This is a genomic window from Pseudogemmobacter bohemicus, from assembly GCF_003290025.1.
Lineage (GTDB): Bacteria > Pseudomonadota > Alphaproteobacteria > Rhodobacterales > Rhodobacteraceae > Pseudogemmobacter > Pseudogemmobacter bohemicus.
The window spans coordinates 1,174,778-1,194,937 of sequence record NZ_QNHG01000001.1 but is presented as its reverse complement, the minus strand read 5'-3'; the positions used below and the strand labels follow the sequence as shown (position 1 = coordinate 1,194,937).

The window sequence follows — 20,160 nt, the reverse complement described above, 5'->3', positions numbered from 1 at the left end:
GCGGCCCTCGTCTTGTTGTGTTTCCTTAGGTCTGTGACCGGGTTTCATTTGGTTTGATACCAGCCGGTAACCCTCCCCGTGGTTAAGGGGATGTGGCGGTAGAATTTTCTCGTAGCGTGAGCTGAGGAGATTCGAATGAGGAGACCCGATTTACCGAGCCGCAGATCATGGCGGTGCTGCGCCATGCCGAAGGGGGTGTTGCGGTGCCGGAACTGTGCCGAGAGCATGGGATCAGCAGCGCAAGCTTTTACAAGTGGCGGGCGAAGTATGGCGGCATGGACGCGTCTATGATGAGCCAGATGAAGGCGCTGGAAGACGAGAACCGGCGTCTGAAGCGTATGTTCGCGGATCTCAGCATGCAGGCCGATCTGCTCAAGGAAGCGCTTGAAAAAAAGTGATGCGGCCAGCCCAATGCCGCGAGTTGGCCGTGAGAGCGGTGGCGACAGAGGGGGGCAGCATCGCGCTGGCCTGCCGGGCCTTCGGGGTCAGCGAGACCTGCTTTCGTTACCGCCCGAAGCGCTGTGCCGGGAACGAGACCATCGCGGATCGTCTCGGAGGCCTGACCAGGGCGCACCGGACCTGGGGTTTTGGCCTGTGCTTGTCTCGTATTTGCGCAATGTTCGCGGGCACGTCTGGAATCACAAGCGCGTCCGCCTGATCTGCTGCGAGTTGGAGTTGAACCTGCGGATCAAACCCCGGCGGCGGATCAAACGGGACAAGCCGGACATGCTCGCCGTTCCCGAGGCGCTGAACCTCGTATGGTCCATGGACCTTATGGCGGACAGGCTGGCCGATGGTCGCCAGTTCCGGCTGCTGAATGTGCTGGACGACTTCAACCGCGAGGGTCTGGGCATCGAGGTCGACTTTTCGTTGCCCGCCGAGCGCGTCGTGCGTGCGCTGAACCCGTTCGTCGGGGAAACGGTCCCCCGGACCGTTTCCTGATCCTCCTCCACATCGAATGGCGCGGCAAGCCCAAGGTGATCAGGGTCGACAACGGCCCGGAATACATCAGCGCAACACTGGCGATCCGGGCCGCAAAGCAGGGTATCGCCCTGACCCACATCCAGCCAGGCAAACCGCAGCAGAACGCTTATGTCGGGCGATACAACCGCACCGTCCGCCACGAATGGCTCGACCTCTACAGCTTTGAAACCATCGCGGAGGCACAGAGCATCGCAACCGACTGGCTCTGGACTTACCAAAAATGAGCGCCCCAACATGGGCATCGGTGGCATCACCCGCACAGAAACTGAAAATGGCTGCCTGAGTTCTACGGCCAAATCCCGTTAAAACGGGAAGGATTACCGAAGGACTGGATCGTATTCGGAACGCCGTCTGCCAGCGAGAATGTGGAACTAGTCGCAGACCGTGCTGCCGATCACGTTGTGAGCCTGTTTGCGGAGACGCTTCTTCGGTACCGGCGCGAAGGAAGGGCTGACCTCGTAACGGGTGAACGTATCCTTAACTTCTCCCCGGAAGAATGGGCGGCCACCCTTGGGCTGCGGGCTGCGGAAAAAGCAAGCACGTTTCTGGCAGAGGGGGGCACCAAGGAAGATCTATTGCGGTGGCGTGCAGCGCGGGCAGAGCGCCTGACAGAACTCCTTAGGGATCGCTTTGACGAGTTGACCAGGCAAGATGGATCGCCTGCCGAAAAGGGAAGCGGGACCTAACTGGCTCCCATTTTGGCGGGGAGTGTGGGCAAATCATCCCACATTTTCGAAATTTTATCATTGATTTCATTGAATATTTTGTGCCTCCTTCGGAGGCGCGAAGGCCCGTCCCCACCCGTGCAGCCTTCAAAGTTGAAATTTCCGCCCTTTGACCAATTGAAGTCAAAGGGTCGAAGAATCAGCCGGTATCAAACCTATTGAAACGCGTCACGTCTGCTTTCGCAGACTCACCCGGGATGTTTTTGGACAGATGAAAGCGGCGGCGGCGGTGAGGATGGGCGGCGTCGCTTGAGATAAGGGCGCTTCTCCTGTATCGGCAGGGGAAAGCCAGATGCGCGCGTTCGGAAAGTAACCCAGATGAAGTTCCTCGACCTTGCCAAAGTCTATATCCGCTCCGGCGGCGGCGGTGCGGGCTGCGTCTCGTTCCGGCGCGAGAAGTTTATCGAATTCGGCGGGCCGGATGGCGGCGATGGCGGGCGCGGGGGCTCGGTCTGGGCCGAGGCGGTCGAGGGGCTGAACACGCTGATCGACTATCGCTACCAGCAGCATTTCTTTGCGAAAAACGGCCAGCACGGCATGGGCAGCCAGAAGACCGGCAAATCGGGCGATGATATCGTGCTGAAAGTGCCTCTGGGGACCGAGATCCTTGACGAGGATGAGGAAACGGTTCTGGCCGATCTGACCGAGCCGGGGCAGCGGGTTTTGCTGGCGCAGGGAGGCAATGGCGGCTGGGGGAATTTGCAGTTCAAATCCTCGACCAACCGTTCGCCCAACCGGGCCAATGCGGGCATTCCCGGGGTGGAGCGGACGATCTGGCTTCGGTTGAAGCTGATTGCGGATGCGGGGCTTGTCGGGCTGCCGAATGCCGGGAAGTCGACTTTCCTCGCTGCGGTATCGAATGCGCGTCCCAAAATTGCGGATTATCCGTTTACGACTTTGGTGCCGAATCTCGGCGTCGTCGGGATCGACGGGCGCGAATTCGTGATGGCGGATATTCCGGGGCTGATCGAAGGGGCGTCCGAGGGGCGCGGGCTGGGGACACAGTTTCTGGCGCATGTCGAACGCTGCAAGGTGCTGTTGCATCTGGTTGACGGGACATCCTCGACCATCACGAAGGATTACCGCACGATTGTGACCGAGCTGGAGGCCTATTCGGATATCCTTGGCGACAAGCCTCGCATTCTGGCGCTGAACAAGACCGATGCGATGGATGCGAAACAGATCTCGGATCGTCGTCGTGCGCTGGAGAAAGCGAGCGGAGGCACGGTCTATGTGATTTCGGGCGCGGCGCAGAAGGGGATTTCCGAGGTGCTGCGGGCGTTGATGGTGGAGATCCGGGTGACGGGTGAGGAAGAAGAGGAAGGCGGGCCGTGGCAGCCCTGAGCGATAAGAGGATGGCTTTGCAGGCGCCCGATATCCGCGCGGCGCGCCGCCTGGTGGTGAAGATCGGCTCGGCCCTGCTGGTCGACCGGGCGAAGGGGTTGCGTCAGTCCTGGCTCTCGGCGCTGGCGCTGGATGTGGCCGAGGCGCGGGTGAGGGGCACGCAGGTGGTGCTGGTGTCTTCCGGTTCGATCGCGCTTGGGCGGATGGTGCTGGGGCTGCCGGCCTCGGGTGCCTTGTCGCTGGAACAGGCCCAGGCGGCGGCCGCCGTCGGGCAGATCCGGCTGGCGCGCGCCTATGAGGAGGTGCTGGCGCCGCATGGCATCACCACGGCGCAGATACTCGTGACGCTGGAAGATACGGCTGACCGGCGGCGCTATCTGAACAGCCGTGCGACGATGGAGACGCTGCTGGGGCTTGGCGTCGTGCCGATTGTCAATGAGAATGACACAGTCGCCACGGATGAGATACGATTTGGCGACAATGACAGGCTGGCGGCGCAGATTGCGGTGACGGCGGGGGCGGATCAGCTGGTGCTTCTGTCAGATGTGGATGGGTTTTACTCCGCCAATCCGAAGGAAGACCCGACGGCGGTGCGCTTTGATCTGGTCGACCATATCACGCCCGAGATCGAGGCCATGGCGGGGGATCCGATTTCGGGCCTTTCCAAGGGCGGCATGAAGACCAAGCTGATGGCGGCGAAGACCGCTGTGGCCGGGGGCTGTGCCATGGCGATCATGGAGGGTTCTCCGCTCAGGCCGCTGAAGGCGCTGGCGGAAGGGGCGAACCGGACCTGGTTTGTCGCCGATGCCGATCCGCAGGCGGCGCGCAAGCGCTGGATCAATGCGATGAAGGAAAAGGGCCGCATCCGGGTGGATGAGGGCGCGGTGAAGGCGCTTCGGGCCGGAAAGAGCCTGCTGCCCGCCGGTGTGGTTGCGGTCGAGGGCCGGTTCGGGCGTGGCGAGCCGGTGGGGATCCTTGGCCCCTCGGGCGAGGCCCTTGGCAAAGGGCTGATCCGCTATACATCTGACGAGGCGCGGGCGATTGCCGGCCATCGCTCGGGTGAGATCGAGGCGATACTGGGGTATCAGGGCCGGGCGGCCTTGGTGCATCGGGATGATATGGTGGTGTGATCTGGCGGGCCGCCGGGGCGCTGCCCCGGACCCCGGAGTATTTGCGTCAAGAGGAAGAGCTTAGGGCGAAGAGGTGAGGCTATGGATGGTCAGTTTCTGGATCTGATGACACAGATTGGATCGGCTGCGCGTGAGGCGGCGGCGGAACTGGCTTTTGCGCCGCCAGAGCAGAAGGCGCTCGCCTTGCGCAAGGCCGCTGACCATATTGATGCAGGCTGGTATAATACGATCCTGCCCGCCAACCAGAAGGATATGGAATTCGCGCGCGAGAAGGGGCTGTCGGAGGCGATGCTTGACCGGCTGCGCCTTGATGGCGACCGGATCGCAGCCATCGCAGATGCGGTGCGCGAGGTGGCGGCCCAGCCCGATCCGGTGGGGCGCGTGCTTGAGGAATGGGACCGGCCTTCGGGGTTGCATATCCAGCGGGTGGCGACGCCTTTGGGCGTGGTCGGCGTGATCTATGAAAGCAGGCCCAATGTGACGGCGGATGCCGGGGCGCTGTGTCTGAAGGCCGGCAATGCGGTGATCCTGCGCGGTGGCTCGGAGAGTTTCCATTCCTCGGCGGCGATCCATGAATCGATGGTCTGGGGGCTGCAACAGGCCGGGCTGCCGGAGGCTGCGATCCAGATGGTGCCTGTCCGTGACCGCGATATGGTTCAGGCCATGCTGGGGGCGGTGGATTATATCGACGTCATCGTGCCGAGGGGCGGCAAGGGGCTGGTGGGCCTTGTGCAGCGTGAGGCGCGTGTGCCGGTTTTTGCGCATCTGGAAGGCATTTGCCATGTCTATGCCGATGGCGCCGCCGATCTGGAAAAGGCGCGGCGCGTGGTGCTGAACGCCAAGACCAGGCGTACCGGCATCTGTGGCTCGGCTGAATGTCTTCTGATCGACCGGGCGTTTTATGCGAAACATGGCGCGGTGTTGATCGAGGACCTGCTGAAGGCCGGGGTCGAGGTAAGGACCGAGGGTGAATTGCTGAAGGTTTCTGGCACGGTCCAGGCGCAACCCGATGATTTCGGGCGCGAATTCCTTGATATGATCATCGCGGTCAAACTGGTTGACGGTGTGGACGGCGCCATTGCCCATATCCGCCGCTACGGCTCGAACCATACAGAATCCGTCCTGACCGAGGATGACGCGGTCGCTGCGCGCTTTTTCCAGCGGCTCGATTCGGCGATCCTGATGCGCAATGTCTCGACCCAGTTTGCCGATGGTGGCGAGTTCGGTATGGGCGGCGAGATCGGCATCGCCACCGGCAAGATGCATGCGAGAGGCCCGGTCGGTGCCGAACAATTGTGCAGTTTCAAATATCTCGTGACCGGCGACGGCACCATTCGCGGCTGATTGCCGGAACCGCTTTGTCTTTACGGCAACATATCGCCCGCATACCCGGGTATGCGGGCTTTATGCTGGCGGTGACGGTTCTCCCGGGCGTAACCCGGCGAAATCTCAACCTGAGAGAGAGAAAATGCCGCCTGTTTCCGATCATCCCCTTCGCTATGCCACGGTGAATGAGCTGCATGCCCGGCCGTTTCCGGCGCTGGATCTGCCCTGCACGGCGGTGATGATGGCTTTCAAAGAGCCGGTGGATGCCGCCGGCCGCGACCGGGCGCGTGACCGCGCCCATCTGATCGACCTGATCGACCGCAATGGCGGCCCGCATCCGCAGCCCGAGGCCACGCATTATTCAGGCCCCATCGGGCGGACCGAGCTGAAATGGGAAAGCCACACCGAATTCGTGACCTATTCGGCCTTTACGCCGGGGGTTTCGTCGCGCCCCTTCGATCCGGCCGAAACCGGCGTGTTTCCGGAAGACTGGATCCAGGCGGCGCCGGGTGGGCGGATCGCCTCGGTGCTGATCCGGATCGAACATATGCCGGCCTCGATGGGAGATCTCTTTGCCCGCTGTGAGGAATGGTTTGTGCCGGAAAGCCTTGCCTTGTCGAAAGTGGTCGATGGGGCAGCGGTGATTGCCGGCGATTTCCGCATCGACCCGGCGGGGAATATGCGTTTCGCGGTCTTTGTGCGGCCCGGCACCGGGCGGCGGCGGATCGGGCGGATCGTGCAGCGGCTGTGCGAGATCGAGGTCTACCGCGCGATGTCGATGCTGGGGCTTTTGCGCGCGCGCGATCTGTCGGGCAAGCTGAACCTGCTGGATCCGCGCCTTTCGGACCTCGTGTCCGGGCTGGATACGACCGGCGGCAAGGGGCCGGCACCCGAGGCTGCGCTGCATGATCTGTTGTCGATTTCATCGGAGCTGGAACGGCTGGCGGTGCGGGTTTCCTTTCGCTTCGGCGCTACGGCGGCCTATGAGGCGATCCTGAACCAGCGCATCCAGGTGTTGCGCGAGGAACGGCTGGAGGGGCGTCAGACCTTTGGCGAGTTTATGATGCGCCGCTATGATCCGGCGATGCGGACGGTGAAATCGGCTCAGGCGCGGCTGGAGACGCTGTCGACGCGGGCGGAGCGCGCGGCAGAGCTCTTGCGCACAAGGGTCGATGTCGACCGCTCGGCACAAAACCAGCGCTTGCTGGAAAGCATGGATCGCCGCGCCGATCTGGCGCTCAGGCTGCAGCATACGGTCGAGGGGCTCTCGGTGGTGGCGATCAGCTATTATGCGGTAAGCCTCGCCTCTTACGCGCTTTATCCGCTGGGCAAGCTGGCCGGGCTGTCGAAAGAAATGCTGACGGCGGCGCTGGTATTGCCGGTGCTGGCTCTGGTCTGGTTCGGCGTCAGGCGGATCCGAAGGAGCTTTCACTGACACGCAGGCCCAGGGCGGGCGGTTCGGGGGGGGGGGGGCGGAAACGTGAACAGCCGGCCCAACAGCCGGCCCAGGGGCCAGCTGTCTGTTTTTTCGGCAACCGACGCTCAGAGCAGGAAGTCGGTCGCGATGAAGTTGATCACGCCGGTGAACTGCGCGGTGAAATCGGCCACGCTGTCGCCATCAAGGTCGATCATCAGATTGGTGGTCGATCCGCTCACCGCATAGCGTATCTCGCCGCTTTCATTCGAGAAGGCGCCGCTGCCGAGGAAGGTCAGGCCCCAGCCTTCGAAGCTGATCTTGTCGCCCTGGGCGCGGTTGAAATCGGTGATCAGCGACGTGGCGTTCTGGTCAAGATTCCAGAACTGGAACACATCCGCCCCGGCGCCGCCGGTGATCGTATCCGAGCCGCCATTGATATAGATCAGATCATCGCCGGCCCCGCCATTGATGCTGTCGGCAGCCCAGCTGCTATGGATCGTGTCATTGCCGGCCCCGCCGAGCAGCACGGTTCCATCGGCGCCGGAAGACCCGTCGATATAGTCATCGCCGGCGCCGCCATCCAGCGTATCCGCACCGCCATAGCCGTAAAGCGAGTCATTGCCCGCGCCGCCGATCAGGTGGTTGTTCCCATAGGTGCCATAGATGTAATCGTCGCCCGAGCCGCCGGTCGCAGCCTCGAAGCCGTAGATGTCGAATATGTCGCCATCGCTGGATTGCGCCCAGCCCTCGCCCAGGTCGATCCAAAGATTGCTGGTGAAGGAAGACATCACGACCGTGTCGAAATCGACATCCTCAGGGGTCGAAACGCCGCTGCCGCCGACCACGGTGGTGATTTGGCTCTTGTCAGCAGGGGCGGTCAGGATAACGGTATCCGCATCGCGCCCCAGCATGATCAGATCCGCCCCGCCCGAGCCCACGGTCACCGTATCATTGCCGCGCCCGGCATCAATGGTGCCGACCCAGGCGGTGCCGGTTTCGATCCGGTCATTGCCGCGACCGGAATCGATATAACTCACCTCGGCCAGCGCCTGGATGTAGTCATTACCGTCTCCGGCAACGATCGTGCCGACATAGGAATCCGCATTCTGGATACGCAGGACGTTGTTGCCCCGGCCAAGATCAATATAGTCGATCGAGCCGGTGGAATTGAAGACGACGATGTCATTGCCATCGCCGGTCTGCAGGGTTCCGAGCCGGGAATTCCCCAGGATCTGCACGGTATCGACCCCGGCACCGGTCACGATGGACCCTGCCTCGGAATTGCCCAGAAGCTGCACCGTATTGTTGCCATGGCCAAGATTGGCCATTTCGGCATAAGACGAGTTCAGCACGAGCACGTCATTGCCGCCATAGCCGGTCACGGTGCCGACGCCGCCGGTATTTGCCAGCAGCGTCAGATTGTTGTTTCCGTTGCCGAGATTGACCGATTCCACATGGCCGGTCACGTTGAGGCGCACGAGATCATTGCCATCTCCGGCAAGGACACTTTGCGAGGTGGCGATGCCGTTGAGATGGATGATGTCATTGCCGCCGCCGGTATTGATCACATCGACCCGGCCACTGGCCACGATCACATCGGCGCCATCATAGGAAAAGATGCCCTGTGCCGAACCGGTCGCCCCGATCACCGCACGATTGACGCCCTGACCGAGATTGATCACCCCGACCCCGGCGGTGGTGCTGACATTCACCGTATCGTCGCCATTGCCGGTATTGATGAAATTTACGCGCGATGTGCCCGAGAATGTGATGGTGTCATTGTTGTTGCCGGTGGCAAGTGCGCCCACACTGGCTGCGCTGAAATTCACTGTATTGATGCCATTGCCCAGCAGCATCAGCGAATCGATCTTGCGCCCCGATCCGGAGGCATGTTCAACAAAGTTGACGCCCAGATTTCCACCGGTCTGAAAGCTGCCGATCATGGTGTTGTCGCCCGAGAAGACAACATTCAGGCGCACATTGGCGGTCGACCAGAAATCGACCTGGCTGAGCCAGCGGTTCGCATTCCAGGCGATAAGGGTTCCGTCCACGGTAAGATTTGTGACCCCGTTGAAAACCAGGGTCGTGGTGGTTGAAATTTGCGGCATTCTTGTCTCCGGCAACAGTGTTAAGGGTGCGTTTAAACCTGGTGTCAGCCTGTCTCAGGCCGCAGAATGCAGTCTGAGTAAGACGTTTCGAATTCAATTTCCGTTAACCTGGCATAAAAAATACCTGAGACAAGAATAAATTCGGCTGGCGCTGGCGAAGGAATTGAAATCTTGTATCAATTTGAGAAATGAGTTCCCGCTTTGCGGTCTGATGGAACGGGCGCCCTTGCTTTGGGTCTGACCTGATCGCCCGGCAGAGAGGGACACGGATTCCTCCGGTTTCGCCGGTGATCGCGCTCAGGCGGCGCGGCTGCGGGCTGTGCCGGGAAATGACCGCTCGCGGAGGAGCAGCATGACCTTCCCCATCCAGGAGAACAGCCCGATCCGCCACCGGGATCCGCTGCCGGCGGCTTGCGATACGGTGGTGATCGGCGGCGGGATCATCGGGGTGATGACGGCGCGCGCCCTTGCGAAAAAGGGCCAGCGCGTCGTTTTATGCGAGAAGGGGCTGGTCGCCGGGGAGCAGTCCAGCCGCAACTGGGGCTGGATCCGCCAGCAGGGCCGCGATCCGGCGGAACTGCCGATTATGATGGAGAGCCTTGGCCTGTGGAAGGACCTCGCGGCTGAACTGGGCGATGCGCTCGGCTTCCGGCAGACAGGGGTGCTCTACCTCGCCAACAAAGAGGCGGATATGGCGGGCTTTCAGTCCTGGCTCGATTCGGTGGCCGGGTCGGGGGTGGACAGCCGGATGATCAGCGCAAACGAGGTGGCCGGGCTGGTGCCGTCCTCGCAGGCGGGCTGGGCCGGCGGGCTCTGGACCGCATCGGATGCCCGGGCCGAGCCCTGGGTCGCGGTGCCGATGCTGGCGGCGCTCGCGACGCGGGACGGGGTGGTGATCCGCGAGCATTGCGCGGTGCGCTGCCTTGACCTTTCCGCCGGCCGGGTCGCCGGTGTGGTGACCGAGGCCGGCCGCATCGCCTGTGATCAGGTCGTTGTGGCCGCCGGCTCCTGGTCGCGCCTGTTCCTTGGCGCCCATGGCGTGCGGATCCCGCAGCTTTCGGTGCGCTGCACGGTGGCGGCGACCGAAGCGCTGCCCGATCTCTTCCAGGGTTCGGCGGTGGACAGCCATTTCGCCTTTCGCCGCCGCGAGGATGGCGGCTATACGCTCGCCCCCGGCGATCACCAGAATTTCTGGATCGGCCCCGATGCGTTGCGCGAATTCGGCACTTACTGGCCGCTGCTGAAACGCACCTTCGGCCAGACCAGCCTGCAGCCGATGGCGCCAAGGGGCTATCCCGATGCCTGGTCCATGCCGCGCTGGCTGAAAGGCGATGTGGAAACCCCGTTCGAGCGGATGCGCATCCTGAATCCGCCCCCCGACAAAAGGGCGCTTGAGCGGCTCAGGACCCGTTTTGCCGAGGCCTTCCCGCAGATCGGCAAGCCGCGCCTTGCCGCGACCTGGGCCGGCATGATCGAGACCATGCCCGATATCGTGCCGGTGATTGACCGCACCGACAAAGTGCCAGGTCTGGTGATCGCCACCGGGCTTTGCGGCCATGGCTTCGGCATTGGGCCGGGCATGGGACGGGTGATTGCCAGTATGGTTCTTGGCGAAGAGATCGGCCATGATATGCGCCGCTTCCGGCTGTCGCGCTTTACCGATGGTTCGAAACTTGTGCCCGGGCCCAGTCTTTAAACCGGGTCTTTAACCGCGCCTTTGTCAGCGTTTCCCCCGCCACCGGATGCTGCCGGGGCTTGCCCTTCCGCGCGCGGGGGATCAGGTTCGCAGGGAAGGAGACGATCATGCCCGTCAAGAACCGTTTTGCGGAACTCGCGCCCGAGATCAAAGCCTGGCGCCAGGATTTCCACCGCCATCCCGAGCTGAATTACGAGCTGCCTCGCACTGCTGGCCGGGTGGCGGAACTTTGCCGCGCCTTTGGCTGTGATGAGGTGACCGAAGGGATCGGGCGCTCGGGCGTGGTGGCAGTGATCCGCGGGCGTCAGGACCGGGCGGGCAGGGTGGTGGGGCTGCGTGCCGATATGGATGCGCTGCCGATCCATGAGAAGACCGGCCTCGATTACGCCTCGGGAACGCCCGGGGTGATGCATGCCTGCGGCCATGACGGCCATACGGCGATGCTGCTTGGCGCTGCGAAATACCTGGCCGAGACCCGCAATTTCGACGGCACCGTGATCTGCATCTTCCAGCCCGCCGAAGAGGGCGGCGGTGGCGGGCTTGCCATGGTCAAAGACGGGCTGATGGAGCGCTGGAATATCCAGGAGGTTTACGGGCTGCATAACATGCCCGGCCTGCCGGTCGGCCGTTTTGCCATTCGCCCCGGCCCGATCATGGCGGCCTCGGATGAATTCACCCTGACCCTGACCGGGCGCGGCGGCCATGCGGCGAAGCCGCAAGAGGCGATTGATACGACTCTGGTGGCTGCGCATCTGGTGCTGGCGCTGCAAAGCATCGTGTCGAGGAACACCGATCCGCTGCAATCCGCCGTGGTTTCCGTCGCGACCATCCACAGCGATTCGACGGCCTATAATGTGCTGGCCGAAGAGGTGCGGATGCGGGGCACCGTGCGCACGCTCGACGAGGGGCTGCGCGCCATGGTCGAGGCCCGGCTGCGCCGGATCTGCGAGGGCATCGCCGCCACCTATGGCGCGACCGTTGCGATTGATTTCCGGCGCGGCTATCCGGTTACCGTCAACCATGAGGCCCAGACGGATCATGCGATCGCGGTGGCGCGGGCGATCTCACCCGAAATTGATCCGGAAACCGCGCCTTTGATGGCGGCCGAGGACTTCTCTTATATGCTGCAGGCGCGTCCGGGTGCCTATATCTTCCTTGGAAACGGCAATACTGCGCCGCTGCATCAGGCCGGCTATAATTTCGACGATGAGGCCGCGCCCTTTGGTGCAAGCTGGCTGGCCGGCATGGCCGAGGCGCGGATGCCCATTGTCTGAAAGGAATATTGCGATGAGTGAAGAACGTGCCGTTCTTGCCGGGGGCTGTTTCTGGGGGATGCAGCAGCTGATCCGCCGCCTGCCGGGCGTGATCCGCACCCGCGTCGGCTATACGGGCGGCGAGGTGCCCAATGCCACCTATCGCAATCATGGCCGCCATGCCGAGGCGATCGAGGTGGTCTTTGACCCTGCCCGCATCAGCTATCGCCAGCTGCTGGAGGCGTTTTTCCAGATCCATGATCCCTCGACCCGTGACCGTCAAGGCAATGACCTTGGCCCGAGCTACCGCTCGGCGATCTATTGGGTGACCGGGGATCAGCGCGCCGTGGCCATCGACACGATCAAGGATGTCGATGCATCAGGGCTCTGGCCCGGCCCGGTGGTGACCGAGCTGGAGCGGGTTTCCGATTTCTGGGAGGCCGAGCCGGAGCATCAGGATTATCTTGAGCGGCTGCCGAACGGCTATACCTGCCATTTCCCGCGCCCGGGCTGGGTGCTGCCGAAACGCGCGACCGCGGGTAATCTGGGCGCCTGATCATCGCGCGCGAGGCCTGTCCCAGAGCATCGCTGTCAGGCGCGGATCGGTAAAGCTGTCTTTCGGGAAATCGAGCCCCTGGCGCGGATGCTCGCGCAGCGCCATGGCCCCGGCGGGGCTGAGACGGATGCGCCAGGTCTGGCGGTCCTGCACGGTCTTTGTGGCAAAGGCGCTGCAGTTCAGCACCGCCAGATTGGCGCCGCCCTTCGGGTCGCGGACGGATCGGTAGCGGATGATCTCTGCCCCCGCCTCGCGCGCGGCCTCGGCCAGGGTCTGGCAGGGATCATAATCGGTCGGATGGCTCCAGGCCGGGTCGGCCAGTGGCGGCGCCGTCAGATCCAGCGCCCGCTCTGTCGCAAGCCTTGCGGCAAAGGCGGTATATTCCGCCGGCCCGTCGGGGAAGGGGGTCGCGGGGCTCTCGGCGTAAAAGAGAAAGCGGTAGAACACCATCTCGGCCAGCGCCGTCTGCACCTTCTCCGCCCCATACCAGACCCCCGGCGTCAGCCCGGCGCGGCGAAAGCGTGATCCATGCGGGTAGGGACGATAGCGAAACGGCGTCGCCAGCAGGTAATCAAGACCCTGGCAGGCCGGCGGCACCGGCGGCTTGGTCTCTTCCAGAATATCCTCCAAAGCCGCCTGCTCGGCAAGGCTGTCGACCAGTTTCAGGGTCGAGACCAGATGCTGCGCCTCCACGAGTCGCCAGCCGCGCCCCTGAAAGGCCCGGCATTCAGAGCCGAGCGCGGCGGCTGTCCAGATAGGTGCAAACATCGACAAGTCCCTGAACTGACGTGATCTTTTCCGCAGGTATTGCGCCAAGCGCCTCATTCGGGGCCGAAATCCAGGCCCGCGCCACCGCCTCATCACCGCCGGTGATCGCATCAAGCGAGCGGTAAAGCCGGACCAGCATTGCTGCCAGTTCAAAGGCCTTGCTGCCTTCCTCGATCCCGGCCATGCCGCGTTTGAGCCGCGAGACACCTGGCTCCGACAGGCCGGTCACCCGCGCGAACTGGCGGGCGGAAAGCCCCAGCCTTTCGGCGGCGCGCAGGGCGGCCTTGCCGAGAACGGCGCCGCGCGAGGGCTGATCTGCGGCAAGAACGGGGAAGGAAATCATCTGATCTCTCCTTTCATCTGGAAATATAGGTCTGAATGATTTCATATGAAAGGGGTTTCCGTATGGGCGGATGGGAAAAATGCCTCAAGGTTGAAGGCAAGCCTTGCGATACCTATAATCTGTAGAGATATGTGTTGCCCTGCAGACAGGAGACCCGGATGCTGACCATCGGCAAGCTCGGCGAACGCACCGGCGTCAAGGTGCCCACCATTCGCTATTACGAACAGATCGGCCTCTTGCCCGAGGCCGAACGCTCTGCTGGCAATCAGCGGCTTTACAGCCGCATCGCCGAAGAAAGGTTGCGCTTCATCCGCCATTCGCGCGATCTCGGCTTCCCGCTTGAGGCAATCCGCGACCTGCTTTCGCTGTCGGACCGGCCGGATCAGCCCTGCGCGGCAGCCGACAGCATCGCGCGCACCCAGTTGGTGGCGGTGCGTGAGCGGATCGCGCGGCTGAAGGCGCTGGAGGGTGAGCTGGCGCGCATGGTGGTGCAATGCGCCCATGGCACGATCGGCGATTGCCGGGTGATCGAGGTGCTGGGCGATCACAGTCTGTGCAACCATGATCACCGTCCCGCAGAGGGCTCCGGGCCAGACAGTGCTGGTTTCGAGGGGGCCGGTTCAGAGGGACCCCGTTCAGAGGGGGCCGGTTTCGGGGCCGCGGTTTCCGTCAGCACCGGTCCGTGATCCGGCGGCAAAGCTCTGTTCGCAGGACCCGGCGCGCGCGAGGGGGGGGGAATCCCGGCCCCGATTCCTCCGGCGTCAGAGCCGGGATGCCTCGCCGCAATTGGGCAGGCGGCAGGGGAATTCTCTTCCTTTCCGGGGCCTGTCTTTAGAATTCTGAATCACGATAAATCATGTAGTCTTTTCCTGTGACCTCGGGAAAGGACCATGGACATGATCAATACACTTATCGTTCCGGGCCTTGACGGATCGGCAGCCCCGCACTGGCAACACTGGTGGGCGGCCAGCGACCCTCATGCGCTGACGGTTGAACTCTCGGACCCGCATCGCCCGGTGGCGGCGGTCTGGGAGGTGGAACTGGCCTCGATGATCCTCGCCCATCCCGATTGCGTTCTGGTCGGCCATTCGCTTGGCGCCATTCTGATCGCCCGGCTGCTGACGCAATGGCCGCATCTGCGGGTGGCGGGCGCGCTGCTGGTCGCCCCGGCCGAGACTGCCGGTGCCGACCGGATCGGCCATTTCGGCCCGATCCCCGAAGAGGTGCTGGATCTGCCGGTGATCGTCGCCGCCAGCCGCAATGATCCCTGGATGGGCTTTTCCCGCGCCGCACAACTGTCGCGTGCCTGGGGGGCGGACCTGGTGGATCTTGGATTTGCCGGCCATGTCAATGCCGATGCAGGCTTTGGCCCCTGGGAAGAGGGCAAGGCGCTGCGCAGCCGTCTGCTGGCAGAGGCGGGCCATGCAGCCGAGGCCCTGCCGCGCTTTCGCACCCCTGCCGGTTTCGGCCAGAAGGGCCTCTCCCACACCGGTCTCTCGCAAAGCGGGGGTGGGTTGTGAGTGCGCGCGGGCAAAGCGGCGCCCTGTCGCGGGCCGGGCGGGAGCGGCTGGCCGTCCTGCTGGCCACCCTCGCCATGGCGGCTGTGCTGGCGCTGACCGTGACACCGAGAGAGGCGCTTGGTTTCCTCTCGGCAAGTCCGGCCCATGCTTTTGGCTATGCTCCGGCTTTCGGGTCTGGCTCTCTGTCTGAAACCCCGCCCGGACGCTGATTAACCAACGCCGGGCAGAGCCTTGCCCGGCGGACAACCCCTGCAAAGGAAAGGAAGAACAACATGATCTATAATGGCTTTGATCCCGGTGTTCTGGCGCTTCTGGCGGGCGAGGACCGCGCGGTGCAGATCGGTGAAGAGGCGGCTGATCCTGGGCAGACCGACCTGCCGCTCAGGGATGGGATTCTGATCTCGGTCATGGCCACGGTGCTGCTGGCGGCGGCGATTCTCCTCGGCGGAATCGTGGGCTGAAGGGGAGGCGCGCGCGGGATCGCGCGGGATTCTGCGCGGCCTTTCGCGGCCTTCCCCTGCGGCAGTTCAGCGGATCCGCAGCAGAATCGGCAGGTGCCGGGCCAATCTCCGGCGGTATTTCACTTTCTCGCGAAGCTGTGTGACGGCGGGGCTTGACCAGACCCGCCGTATAATGGCGCATGGCCGGAATGGTTCCTCGCGGTCGGCGCCTCTGTGCCCCCCCGCCCGGAATTGCGCTTTGCCGGTGGCGAGTGTCCCGTGATCCTGCCAGATCCGGGCCAGGTCTGCGCCTTTCCGCCGGCGGGAAAGGATAGTTGTATGAGCGTAGTTATCGGCCGTCGGACGGCTCTTTTGATGACCCTGTCGGGTCTGGTTTCGGCCTGTGGAGCCAGGGTGCCCGATTCTGGCACCCAGCCCGATCCGGCCGCCAATGTGGCCCCCGAAGTGCTGGCCATGTATGGCGCGCTGGAAGATAACGGCTTTCAAATTCCTGCGGTGAACCCGCGCTATCTGATCCCGGAAAACATCCGCACCGAGGTGGATCTGTCGATCACCGAAGCGCCGGGCGCCATCATTGTCGACCCCTGGCAGCGCTATCTTTATCTGATCCGGGGGGGCAATCGTGCGCTGCGCTACCGCTGTGCGGTGGGCGATCAGGGGCGCTCGTTCTCGGGCGAGGCGGTGGCGCAATATGACCGGGTCTGGCCCAGCTGGCGCCCGACCGACAATATGATCCGCGAGCGGCCCGATATGTATGCCGCTTATGCCGATGGTCTGCCGGGCGGGCTGCAAAACCCGCTGGGCGCGCGGGCGATTTATCTGTTCCGGGGTGGGCGCGACACCTATTACCGCATCCATGGCACCAATGAGGTCGCCTCGATCGGCCATGCCACTTCGGCGGGCTGTATCCGGATGTATAACCAGGATGCGATCCATCTGGCGGCGAGTTATGTCAGGGGCGCCCGGGTTCTGGTGCTGACCCCCGAGCAGAGCGCCAGCGCCTTCGGCGCCTATGTGCCAAAGACCACCCCCTATACCGGCGCCTCGTTCAACCAGGACCCGCAGTCGGCCGCATCGCCTGCCACAACGGCAACCACCGGGCAGCCGGGCTACTCCGATCCGGGCTATGCCTATCCCGATGGCTTCCCCGACAGCCCCTATAGCAGCAGCCAGAACTGACAGGATTATGCAGCGGCGTGATCTGATCAGGGGCTCGCTCGGGGGGCTGATGCTGGCCGGGAGCGGCTTTGCCGCCCGGGGCGGGGAGATGCTGCCCGGCGAGGCCCCGCGTGAGCTGACCCATGACCCGGATCAGCCGGTGCTGGGCAATCCCGATGGCGATGTCACCATCGTCGAATATTTCGATTACCAATGCCCCTTTTGCCGCGAATCGTACCCGGCCTTGCTGGATTATGTGGCTTCGGATGGCAAAATCCGCCTGGTAATGAAGGACTGGCCGATCTTTGGCGAGGCCTCGGTGCGGGGCGTACAGCTTGGTCTCGGTGCGGTGGCACTTGGCCGCTATCCGGAGGTCAGTGCCGCGCTGATGGCGGGGAAGGGGCGCCGCGTCGATGCGCTGCGCATGGATGAGGCGGTGCGCGCGGCCGGCCTTGATCCCGAAGCGGCCATCGCCAGTTTCGAGCGCGAGCGTGAGAAATGGGTCAGCCTGATCGACCGCACCATGGCCGAGGCCGATTTCTTCGGTCTGCCCGGTACGCCCGCCTATGTGGTCGGGCTGAATCTCTTCCCACGCATCACGGAAATCGACGAATTGCGCGAAGCGGTCGCGGCAGTCAGGCGGGGGTGAACCCGGCTGACTGCGGAAGCCTCCGGCGGGAGTATTTGGATCAAGAGGAAATGCCATTCCTCTTGACTTAAATACTCCGGGGGAGGCCGCCGGAACGGCGGGCGGGGGCAGCGCCCCCATCTGTCGCCAGGACATTGTGCCGCCCCACGAATATGCGCCGGGCTGAGCGCTCTCGACACTGGCGGCGGGATCGGCAGAATGGGCGGGCGCATATCAGGAATGCCCGGAGGCATTTCGAGGCGCGATCTGACCTGATTTCGGACTGTCCTTTGACCTCCCTCCTGTCTTATCTGCCCGCCCTTGGTCTCGGCACTGCCGGTGGATTGTTGGCCTGGGGGCTGGGCCTTCCCTTGCCCTGGATGCTGGGCGCGCTTTTCGCCACCATGGTCGCCTCGGTTGCCGGATTGCGCATCAGGGGGCCGAATGCGATCCGTCCGGCGGTGGTGGCGGTGATCGGGGTGTTGCTGGGGTCGCGTTTCGCGCCCGAAGTGCTGGGCCATGTTGTGACCTGGATCGGGACGCTGTCGCTTCTGATGGTCTATCTGCTGGTGGTTGGCCTGATCAACCTGCCCTGGTATCGCTATGTCGGCGGTTATGACTGGCGTACCTCTTTCTTTGCCGGAATGCCCGGCGGTCTGGCCGAGATGATCGAGCTGGCCGAGGCCAAAGGTGGCCGGCCCGAGCCGGTGATCCTCGCACACAGTCTCCGGATCGTGGTTACCATCTCGCTGATCGCGCTGTGGTTTCGGGTGATCATGGGCCATGATGTGGGGGCGGGCGCGGCAAGTGGCGCGGGGCTTCCCGCCTGGCATGAGGCGGCGCTGCTGTTGGCCGCCGCGGTGTTCGGCAGCCTGATCGGTCGCGCGTTGCGCTGGCCGGCGCCGACCTTTCTCGGCCCGATGGCGCTCTCGGCCGCGCTGCATCTGAGCGGGATCTCCGAGGCCGCGCCGCCGGCAGTGCTGGTCAATGCGGCGCAGGTGATCCTTGGCACGGTGCTGGGCTGCCGCTTTCGCGGTGTGCCGCTTTCTGTTTTGCGCAAGGCCGGGCTTCTCAGCATTGGTTCGACCGTGCTGGTGCTGGCGGTGGCGCTTGGTTTCAGCCATCTGATGCGGGTGCTGACCGGCACCAGCCCGGAACAGGCGATGCTGGCGCTGGCACCGGGGGGGCTGACGGAGATGGGGCTGATCGCGCTGGCGATCCATGCCGATGTCGCCTTTGTCGCGTTGCATCATGTGGTCAGGATCATTGCGATCATCGTCGCCGCACCAGTGGTTTTCTCCCTGTTCGAGCGCGGAATGGGGAAGGGCGGACCAGAAGGCCCGCCCTGAAGCTGCCTTATGGCAGGATCGCTGTCACCGGATGCGGCGTCGCGCCGGTCTCGGCCGGAAGCACCGGCAAAGTCACTTCGGGCATGGTGCCGGTAAGGCTGTCAAGGAAGGCCACGATCTGCGTGGTTTCCTCGGGCTCAAGCGCCTCGCCCAGCTGGCTTTCGGCCATGATTTCAACCGCAACCTGCAGATCCCAGACCTTGCCGGAATGGAAATAGGGCGCGGTCTGCGCGATATTACGCAGGGGAGCGGCGCGGAAGACATATTCGTCATCCACCGTCTCGGTCACCGCGAAACGGCCCTTGTCATCGGGGGGCAGCACATCGGCGCCGGGCTTTTCGATCAGCCCGAACGGGTAATAACCATGGCCGCCGACATTGACCCCGGAATGGCAGGCGGAGCAGCCCTTATCCATGAAAAGCTGCAGCCCGGCGAGCTGATCGGCGGTCATCGCCGCATCATCGCCATTCAGCCAGGCGTCAAACGGCGCGGGCGTGATCAGGGTGGCCTCGAACACCTCGATCGCCTTTGCCATATTGTCAAAGCTCAGCGCGTTTTCCTCGCCGGGGAAGGCCGCCTCAAACCAGGTCACATATTGCGGCATGGATTTCAGCGTCGCCACCGCGTTTTCCGGCGTATTAGCCATCTCGACCGAGGCCTGGACGGGGCCCTTGGCCTGGGCGGCAAGATCTTCGGCGCGGCCATCCCAGAACTGCGCCTCATTCAGCACCGCATTCAGCACGGTGGGCGCATTTCGCGGCCCCTTCTGCCAGCCATGGCCGACCGAGGTTTCCATATTGTCGTCGCCACCGGTGGTCAGATTGTGGCAGCTGTAGCAGCTGAACACACCCGAGGCCGAGAGGCGCGGATCGAAGAACAGCGCCTTGCCCAGATGGATTTTTTCCGGTGTCGCCGGATTGCCGGCGACGGCCGGCACCGTCGAAGGCAGCGGTCTGAAGGTTTCAAGCGCGAGGTCGCGCAACGCATCTGCCGAGGCTGCAGCCCCGGACAGCACTGTCGTCACGAGCGTGAGGAGGAGGGTTCGTTTCATGCTTGCTCCCATGAGTTGAGCCCGGTTTCGGGCCGGAGGTTGAGCTGGCGTTCGCGCGGGGTCAGCCTGCGCGGCCCGATGGGAGAAAAGCCATGATCCGGATCAATTTTCGAAGCCGGGATGCAAAGAAAAATTAATCAACCATATGAAATAATGAATTTATTCTTGATCTAAGAGTGATTCCGTGCAGCCTTTTCGGGCGCGTTCCGCCGCCTGTTCCGGACCGGCCTCTGTACCGCCCGGAATTGCACCCGTCCATGTTTTGCCCATTTTTCAGTCAGCTCTGCTGCTCTGGAATGCAGCCGGGAGACGAAATTGCGCGAGGGGCCGCGATTTCTCTTGC

General features: G+C 63.4%; 17 protein-coding genes and 2 pseudogenes. 15 read left to right on the top strand and 4 right to left on the bottom strand.

Annotation, left to right across the window (positions count from 1 at the left end; genetic code table 11):
* Positions 1–167 precede the first annotated feature (167 nt).
* The 5 genes and pseudogenes from DRF71_RS05650 to DRF71_RS05625 all read left to right on the top strand — a co-directional run bounded on the left by DRF71_RS05650 (position 168) and on the right by DRF71_RS05625 (position 6,944).
* Positions 168–1,267: pseudogene (locus tag DRF71_RS05650) on the top strand (IS3 family transposase).
* Positions 1,268–2,027: 760 nt separating this feature from the next.
* A complete protein-coding gene (gene obgE, locus DRF71_RS05640; RefSeq protein WP_112309504.1) occupies positions 2,028–3,053 on the top strand; it encodes a GTPase ObgE in 1,026 nt (341 codons plus the stop codon).
* Positions 3,054–3,064: 11 nt separating this feature from the next.
* Positions 3,065–4,183, top strand: coding sequence for a glutamate 5-kinase (proB, locus tag DRF71_RS05635; protein WP_112310013.1), 1,119 nt, complete (start codon positions 3,065–3,067; stop codon positions 4,181–4,183).
* 81 nt (positions 4,184–4,264) lie between these two features.
* Positions 4,265–5,527, top strand: coding sequence for a glutamate-5-semialdehyde dehydrogenase (locus DRF71_RS05630; RefSeq protein WP_112309503.1), 1,263 nt, complete (start codon positions 4,265–4,267; stop codon positions 5,525–5,527).
* A gap of 124 nt (positions 5,528–5,651) precedes the next feature.
* On the top strand, positions 5,652–6,944 hold the full coding sequence (locus tag DRF71_RS05625) for a DUF3422 family protein (protein WP_112309502.1): 1,293 nt from the start codon (positions 5,652–5,654) through the stop codon (positions 6,942–6,944).
* A 107-nt stretch (positions 6,945–7,051) separates the two neighbouring features.
* Here DRF71_RS05625 and DRF71_RS05620 read toward each other — a convergent pair whose 3' ends face one another.
* A complete protein-coding gene (locus DRF71_RS05620; protein ID WP_112309501.1) occupies positions 7,052–9,034 on the bottom strand; it encodes a calcium-binding protein in 1,983 nt (660 codons plus the stop codon).
* 352 nt (positions 9,035–9,386) lie between these two features.
* Between DRF71_RS05620 and DRF71_RS05615 the strand changes: the two genes are divergently transcribed.
* The 3 genes from DRF71_RS05615 (at position 9,387) to msrA (ending at position 12,539) form a co-directional block, all read left to right on the top strand.
* Complete coding sequence (locus DRF71_RS05615; protein WP_112309500.1) at positions 9,387–10,730, top strand: NAD(P)/FAD-dependent oxidoreductase; 1,344 nt, start codon at positions 9,387–9,389, stop codon at positions 10,728–10,730.
* A gap of 107 nt (positions 10,731–10,837) precedes the next feature.
* On the top strand, positions 10,838–12,004 hold the full coding sequence (locus DRF71_RS05610) for a M20 aminoacylase family protein (protein WP_112310012.1): 1,167 nt from the start codon (positions 10,838–10,840) through the stop codon (positions 12,002–12,004).
* 13 nt (positions 12,005–12,017) lie between these two features.
* Positions 12,018–12,539 carry a peptide-methionine (S)-S-oxide reductase MsrA gene (gene msrA / locus DRF71_RS05605; protein WP_112309499.1) on the top strand — a complete coding sequence of 174 codons (522 nt, stop codon included), beginning with the start codon at positions 12,018–12,020 and terminating at the stop codon, positions 12,537–12,539.
* Here msrA and DRF71_RS05600 read toward each other — a convergent pair whose 3' ends face one another.
* On the bottom strand, positions 12,540–13,307 hold the full coding sequence (locus DRF71_RS05600) for an RES family NAD+ phosphorylase (protein WP_112309498.1): 768 nt from the start codon (positions 13,305–13,307) through the stop codon (positions 12,540–12,542). It abuts the gene before it with no gap.
* The gene (locus DRF71_RS05595; protein ID WP_112309497.1) at positions 13,267–13,650 is read right to left on the bottom strand and encodes an antitoxin Xre/MbcA/ParS toxin-binding domain-containing protein; all 384 of its coding nucleotides are present in this window, start codon (positions 13,648–13,650) and stop codon (positions 13,267–13,269) included. The genes DRF71_RS05600 and DRF71_RS05595 overlap by 41 nt, the downstream gene beginning before the upstream one ends.
* A gap of 158 nt (positions 13,651–13,808) precedes the next feature.
* Here DRF71_RS05595 and DRF71_RS05590 point away from each other — a divergent pair.
* The 7 genes and pseudogenes from DRF71_RS05590 to DRF71_RS05560 form a co-directional block, all read left to right on the top strand.
* Positions 13,809–14,222 (top strand): annotated as a pseudogene (locus tag DRF71_RS05590) (MerR family transcriptional regulator); the annotation flags it as partial.
* 324 nt (positions 14,223–14,546) lie between these two features.
* Positions 14,547–15,170, top strand: coding sequence for an RBBP9/YdeN family alpha/beta hydrolase (locus tag DRF71_RS05585; RefSeq protein WP_112310011.1), 624 nt, complete (start codon positions 14,547–14,549; stop codon positions 15,168–15,170).
* The gene (locus DRF71_RS05580; RefSeq protein WP_112309495.1) at positions 15,167–15,379 is read left to right on the top strand and encodes a hypothetical protein; all 213 of its coding nucleotides are present in this window, start codon (positions 15,167–15,169) and stop codon (positions 15,377–15,379) included. The genes DRF71_RS05585 and DRF71_RS05580 overlap by 4 nt, the downstream gene beginning before the upstream one ends.
* Before the next feature lie 63 nt (positions 15,380–15,442).
* Positions 15,443–15,631, top strand: coding sequence for a hypothetical protein (locus DRF71_RS05575; protein ID WP_112309494.1), 189 nt, complete (start codon positions 15,443–15,445; stop codon positions 15,629–15,631).
* A 318-nt stretch (positions 15,632–15,949) separates the two neighbouring features.
* Positions 15,950–16,810 carry a L,D-transpeptidase gene (locus DRF71_RS05570; RefSeq protein ID WP_112309493.1) on the top strand — a complete coding sequence of 287 codons (861 nt, stop codon included), beginning with the start codon at positions 15,950–15,952 and terminating at the stop codon, positions 16,808–16,810.
* A gap of 7 nt (positions 16,811–16,817) precedes the next feature.
* Positions 16,818–17,438: a thioredoxin domain-containing protein gene (locus DRF71_RS05565; RefSeq protein WP_157970937.1), complete on the top strand. Its 621-nt coding sequence runs from the start codon at positions 16,818–16,820 to the stop codon at positions 17,436–17,438.
* Between the two features lie 269 nt (positions 17,439–17,707).
* Positions 17,708–18,766 carry an AbrB family transcriptional regulator gene (locus DRF71_RS05560; RefSeq protein ID WP_232831316.1) on the top strand — a complete coding sequence of 353 codons (1,059 nt, stop codon included), beginning with the start codon at positions 17,708–17,710 and terminating at the stop codon, positions 18,764–18,766.
* Positions 18,767–18,773: 7 nt separating this feature from the next.
* On the opposite strand, the gene DRF71_RS05555 is transcribed toward DRF71_RS05560, so the two are convergent.
* Positions 18,774–19,817: a cytochrome-c peroxidase gene (locus tag DRF71_RS05555; RefSeq protein WP_112309490.1), complete on the bottom strand. Its 1,044-nt coding sequence runs from the start codon at positions 19,815–19,817 to the stop codon at positions 18,774–18,776.
* Positions 19,818–20,160 lie beyond the last annotated feature (343 nt).

Coding starts and splice junctions, on each gene's coding strand:
- obgE (WP_112309504.1), top strand. CDS start 2,028: ATGAAGTTCCTCGACCTTGCCAAAGTCTATATCCGCTCCGGCGGCGGC.
- proB (WP_112310013.1), top strand. CDS start 3,065: ATGGCTTTGCAGGCGCCCGATATCCGCGCGGCGCGCCGCCTGGTGGTG.
- DRF71_RS05630 (WP_112309503.1), top strand. CDS start 4,265: ATGGATGGTCAGTTTCTGGATCTGATGACACAGATTGGATCGGCTGCG.
- DRF71_RS05625 (WP_112309502.1), top strand. CDS start 5,652: ATGCCGCCTGTTTCCGATCATCCCCTTCGCTATGCCACGGTGAATGAG.
- DRF71_RS05620 (WP_112309501.1), bottom strand. CDS start 9,034: ATGCCGCAAATTTCAACCACCACGACCCTGGTTTTCAACGGGGTCACA.
- DRF71_RS05615 (WP_112309500.1), top strand. CDS start 9,387: ATGACCTTCCCCATCCAGGAGAACAGCCCGATCCGCCACCGGGATCCG.
- DRF71_RS05610 (WP_112310012.1), top strand. CDS start 10,838: ATGCCCGTCAAGAACCGTTTTGCGGAACTCGCGCCCGAGATCAAAGCC.
- msrA (WP_112309499.1), top strand. CDS start 12,018: ATGAGTGAAGAACGTGCCGTTCTTGCCGGGGGCTGTTTCTGGGGGATG.
- DRF71_RS05600 (WP_112309498.1), bottom strand. CDS start 13,307: ATGTTTGCACCTATCTGGACAGCCGCCGCGCTCGGCTCTGAATGCCGG.
- DRF71_RS05595 (WP_112309497.1), bottom strand. CDS start 13,650: ATGATTTCCTTCCCCGTTCTTGCCGCAGATCAGCCCTCGCGCGGCGCC.
- DRF71_RS05585 (WP_112310011.1), top strand. CDS start 14,547: ATGATCAATACACTTATCGTTCCGGGCCTTGACGGATCGGCAGCCCCG.
- DRF71_RS05575 (WP_112309494.1), top strand. CDS start 15,443: ATGATCTATAATGGCTTTGATCCCGGTGTTCTGGCGCTTCTGGCGGGC.
- DRF71_RS05570 (WP_112309493.1), top strand. CDS start 15,950: ATGAGCGTAGTTATCGGCCGTCGGACGGCTCTTTTGATGACCCTGTCG.
- DRF71_RS05565 (WP_157970937.1), top strand. CDS start 16,818: ATGCAGCGGCGTGATCTGATCAGGGGCTCGCTCGGGGGGCTGATGCTG.
- DRF71_RS05555 (WP_112309490.1), bottom strand. CDS start 19,817: ATGAAACGAACCCTCCTCCTCACGCTCGTGACGACAGTGCTGTCCGGG.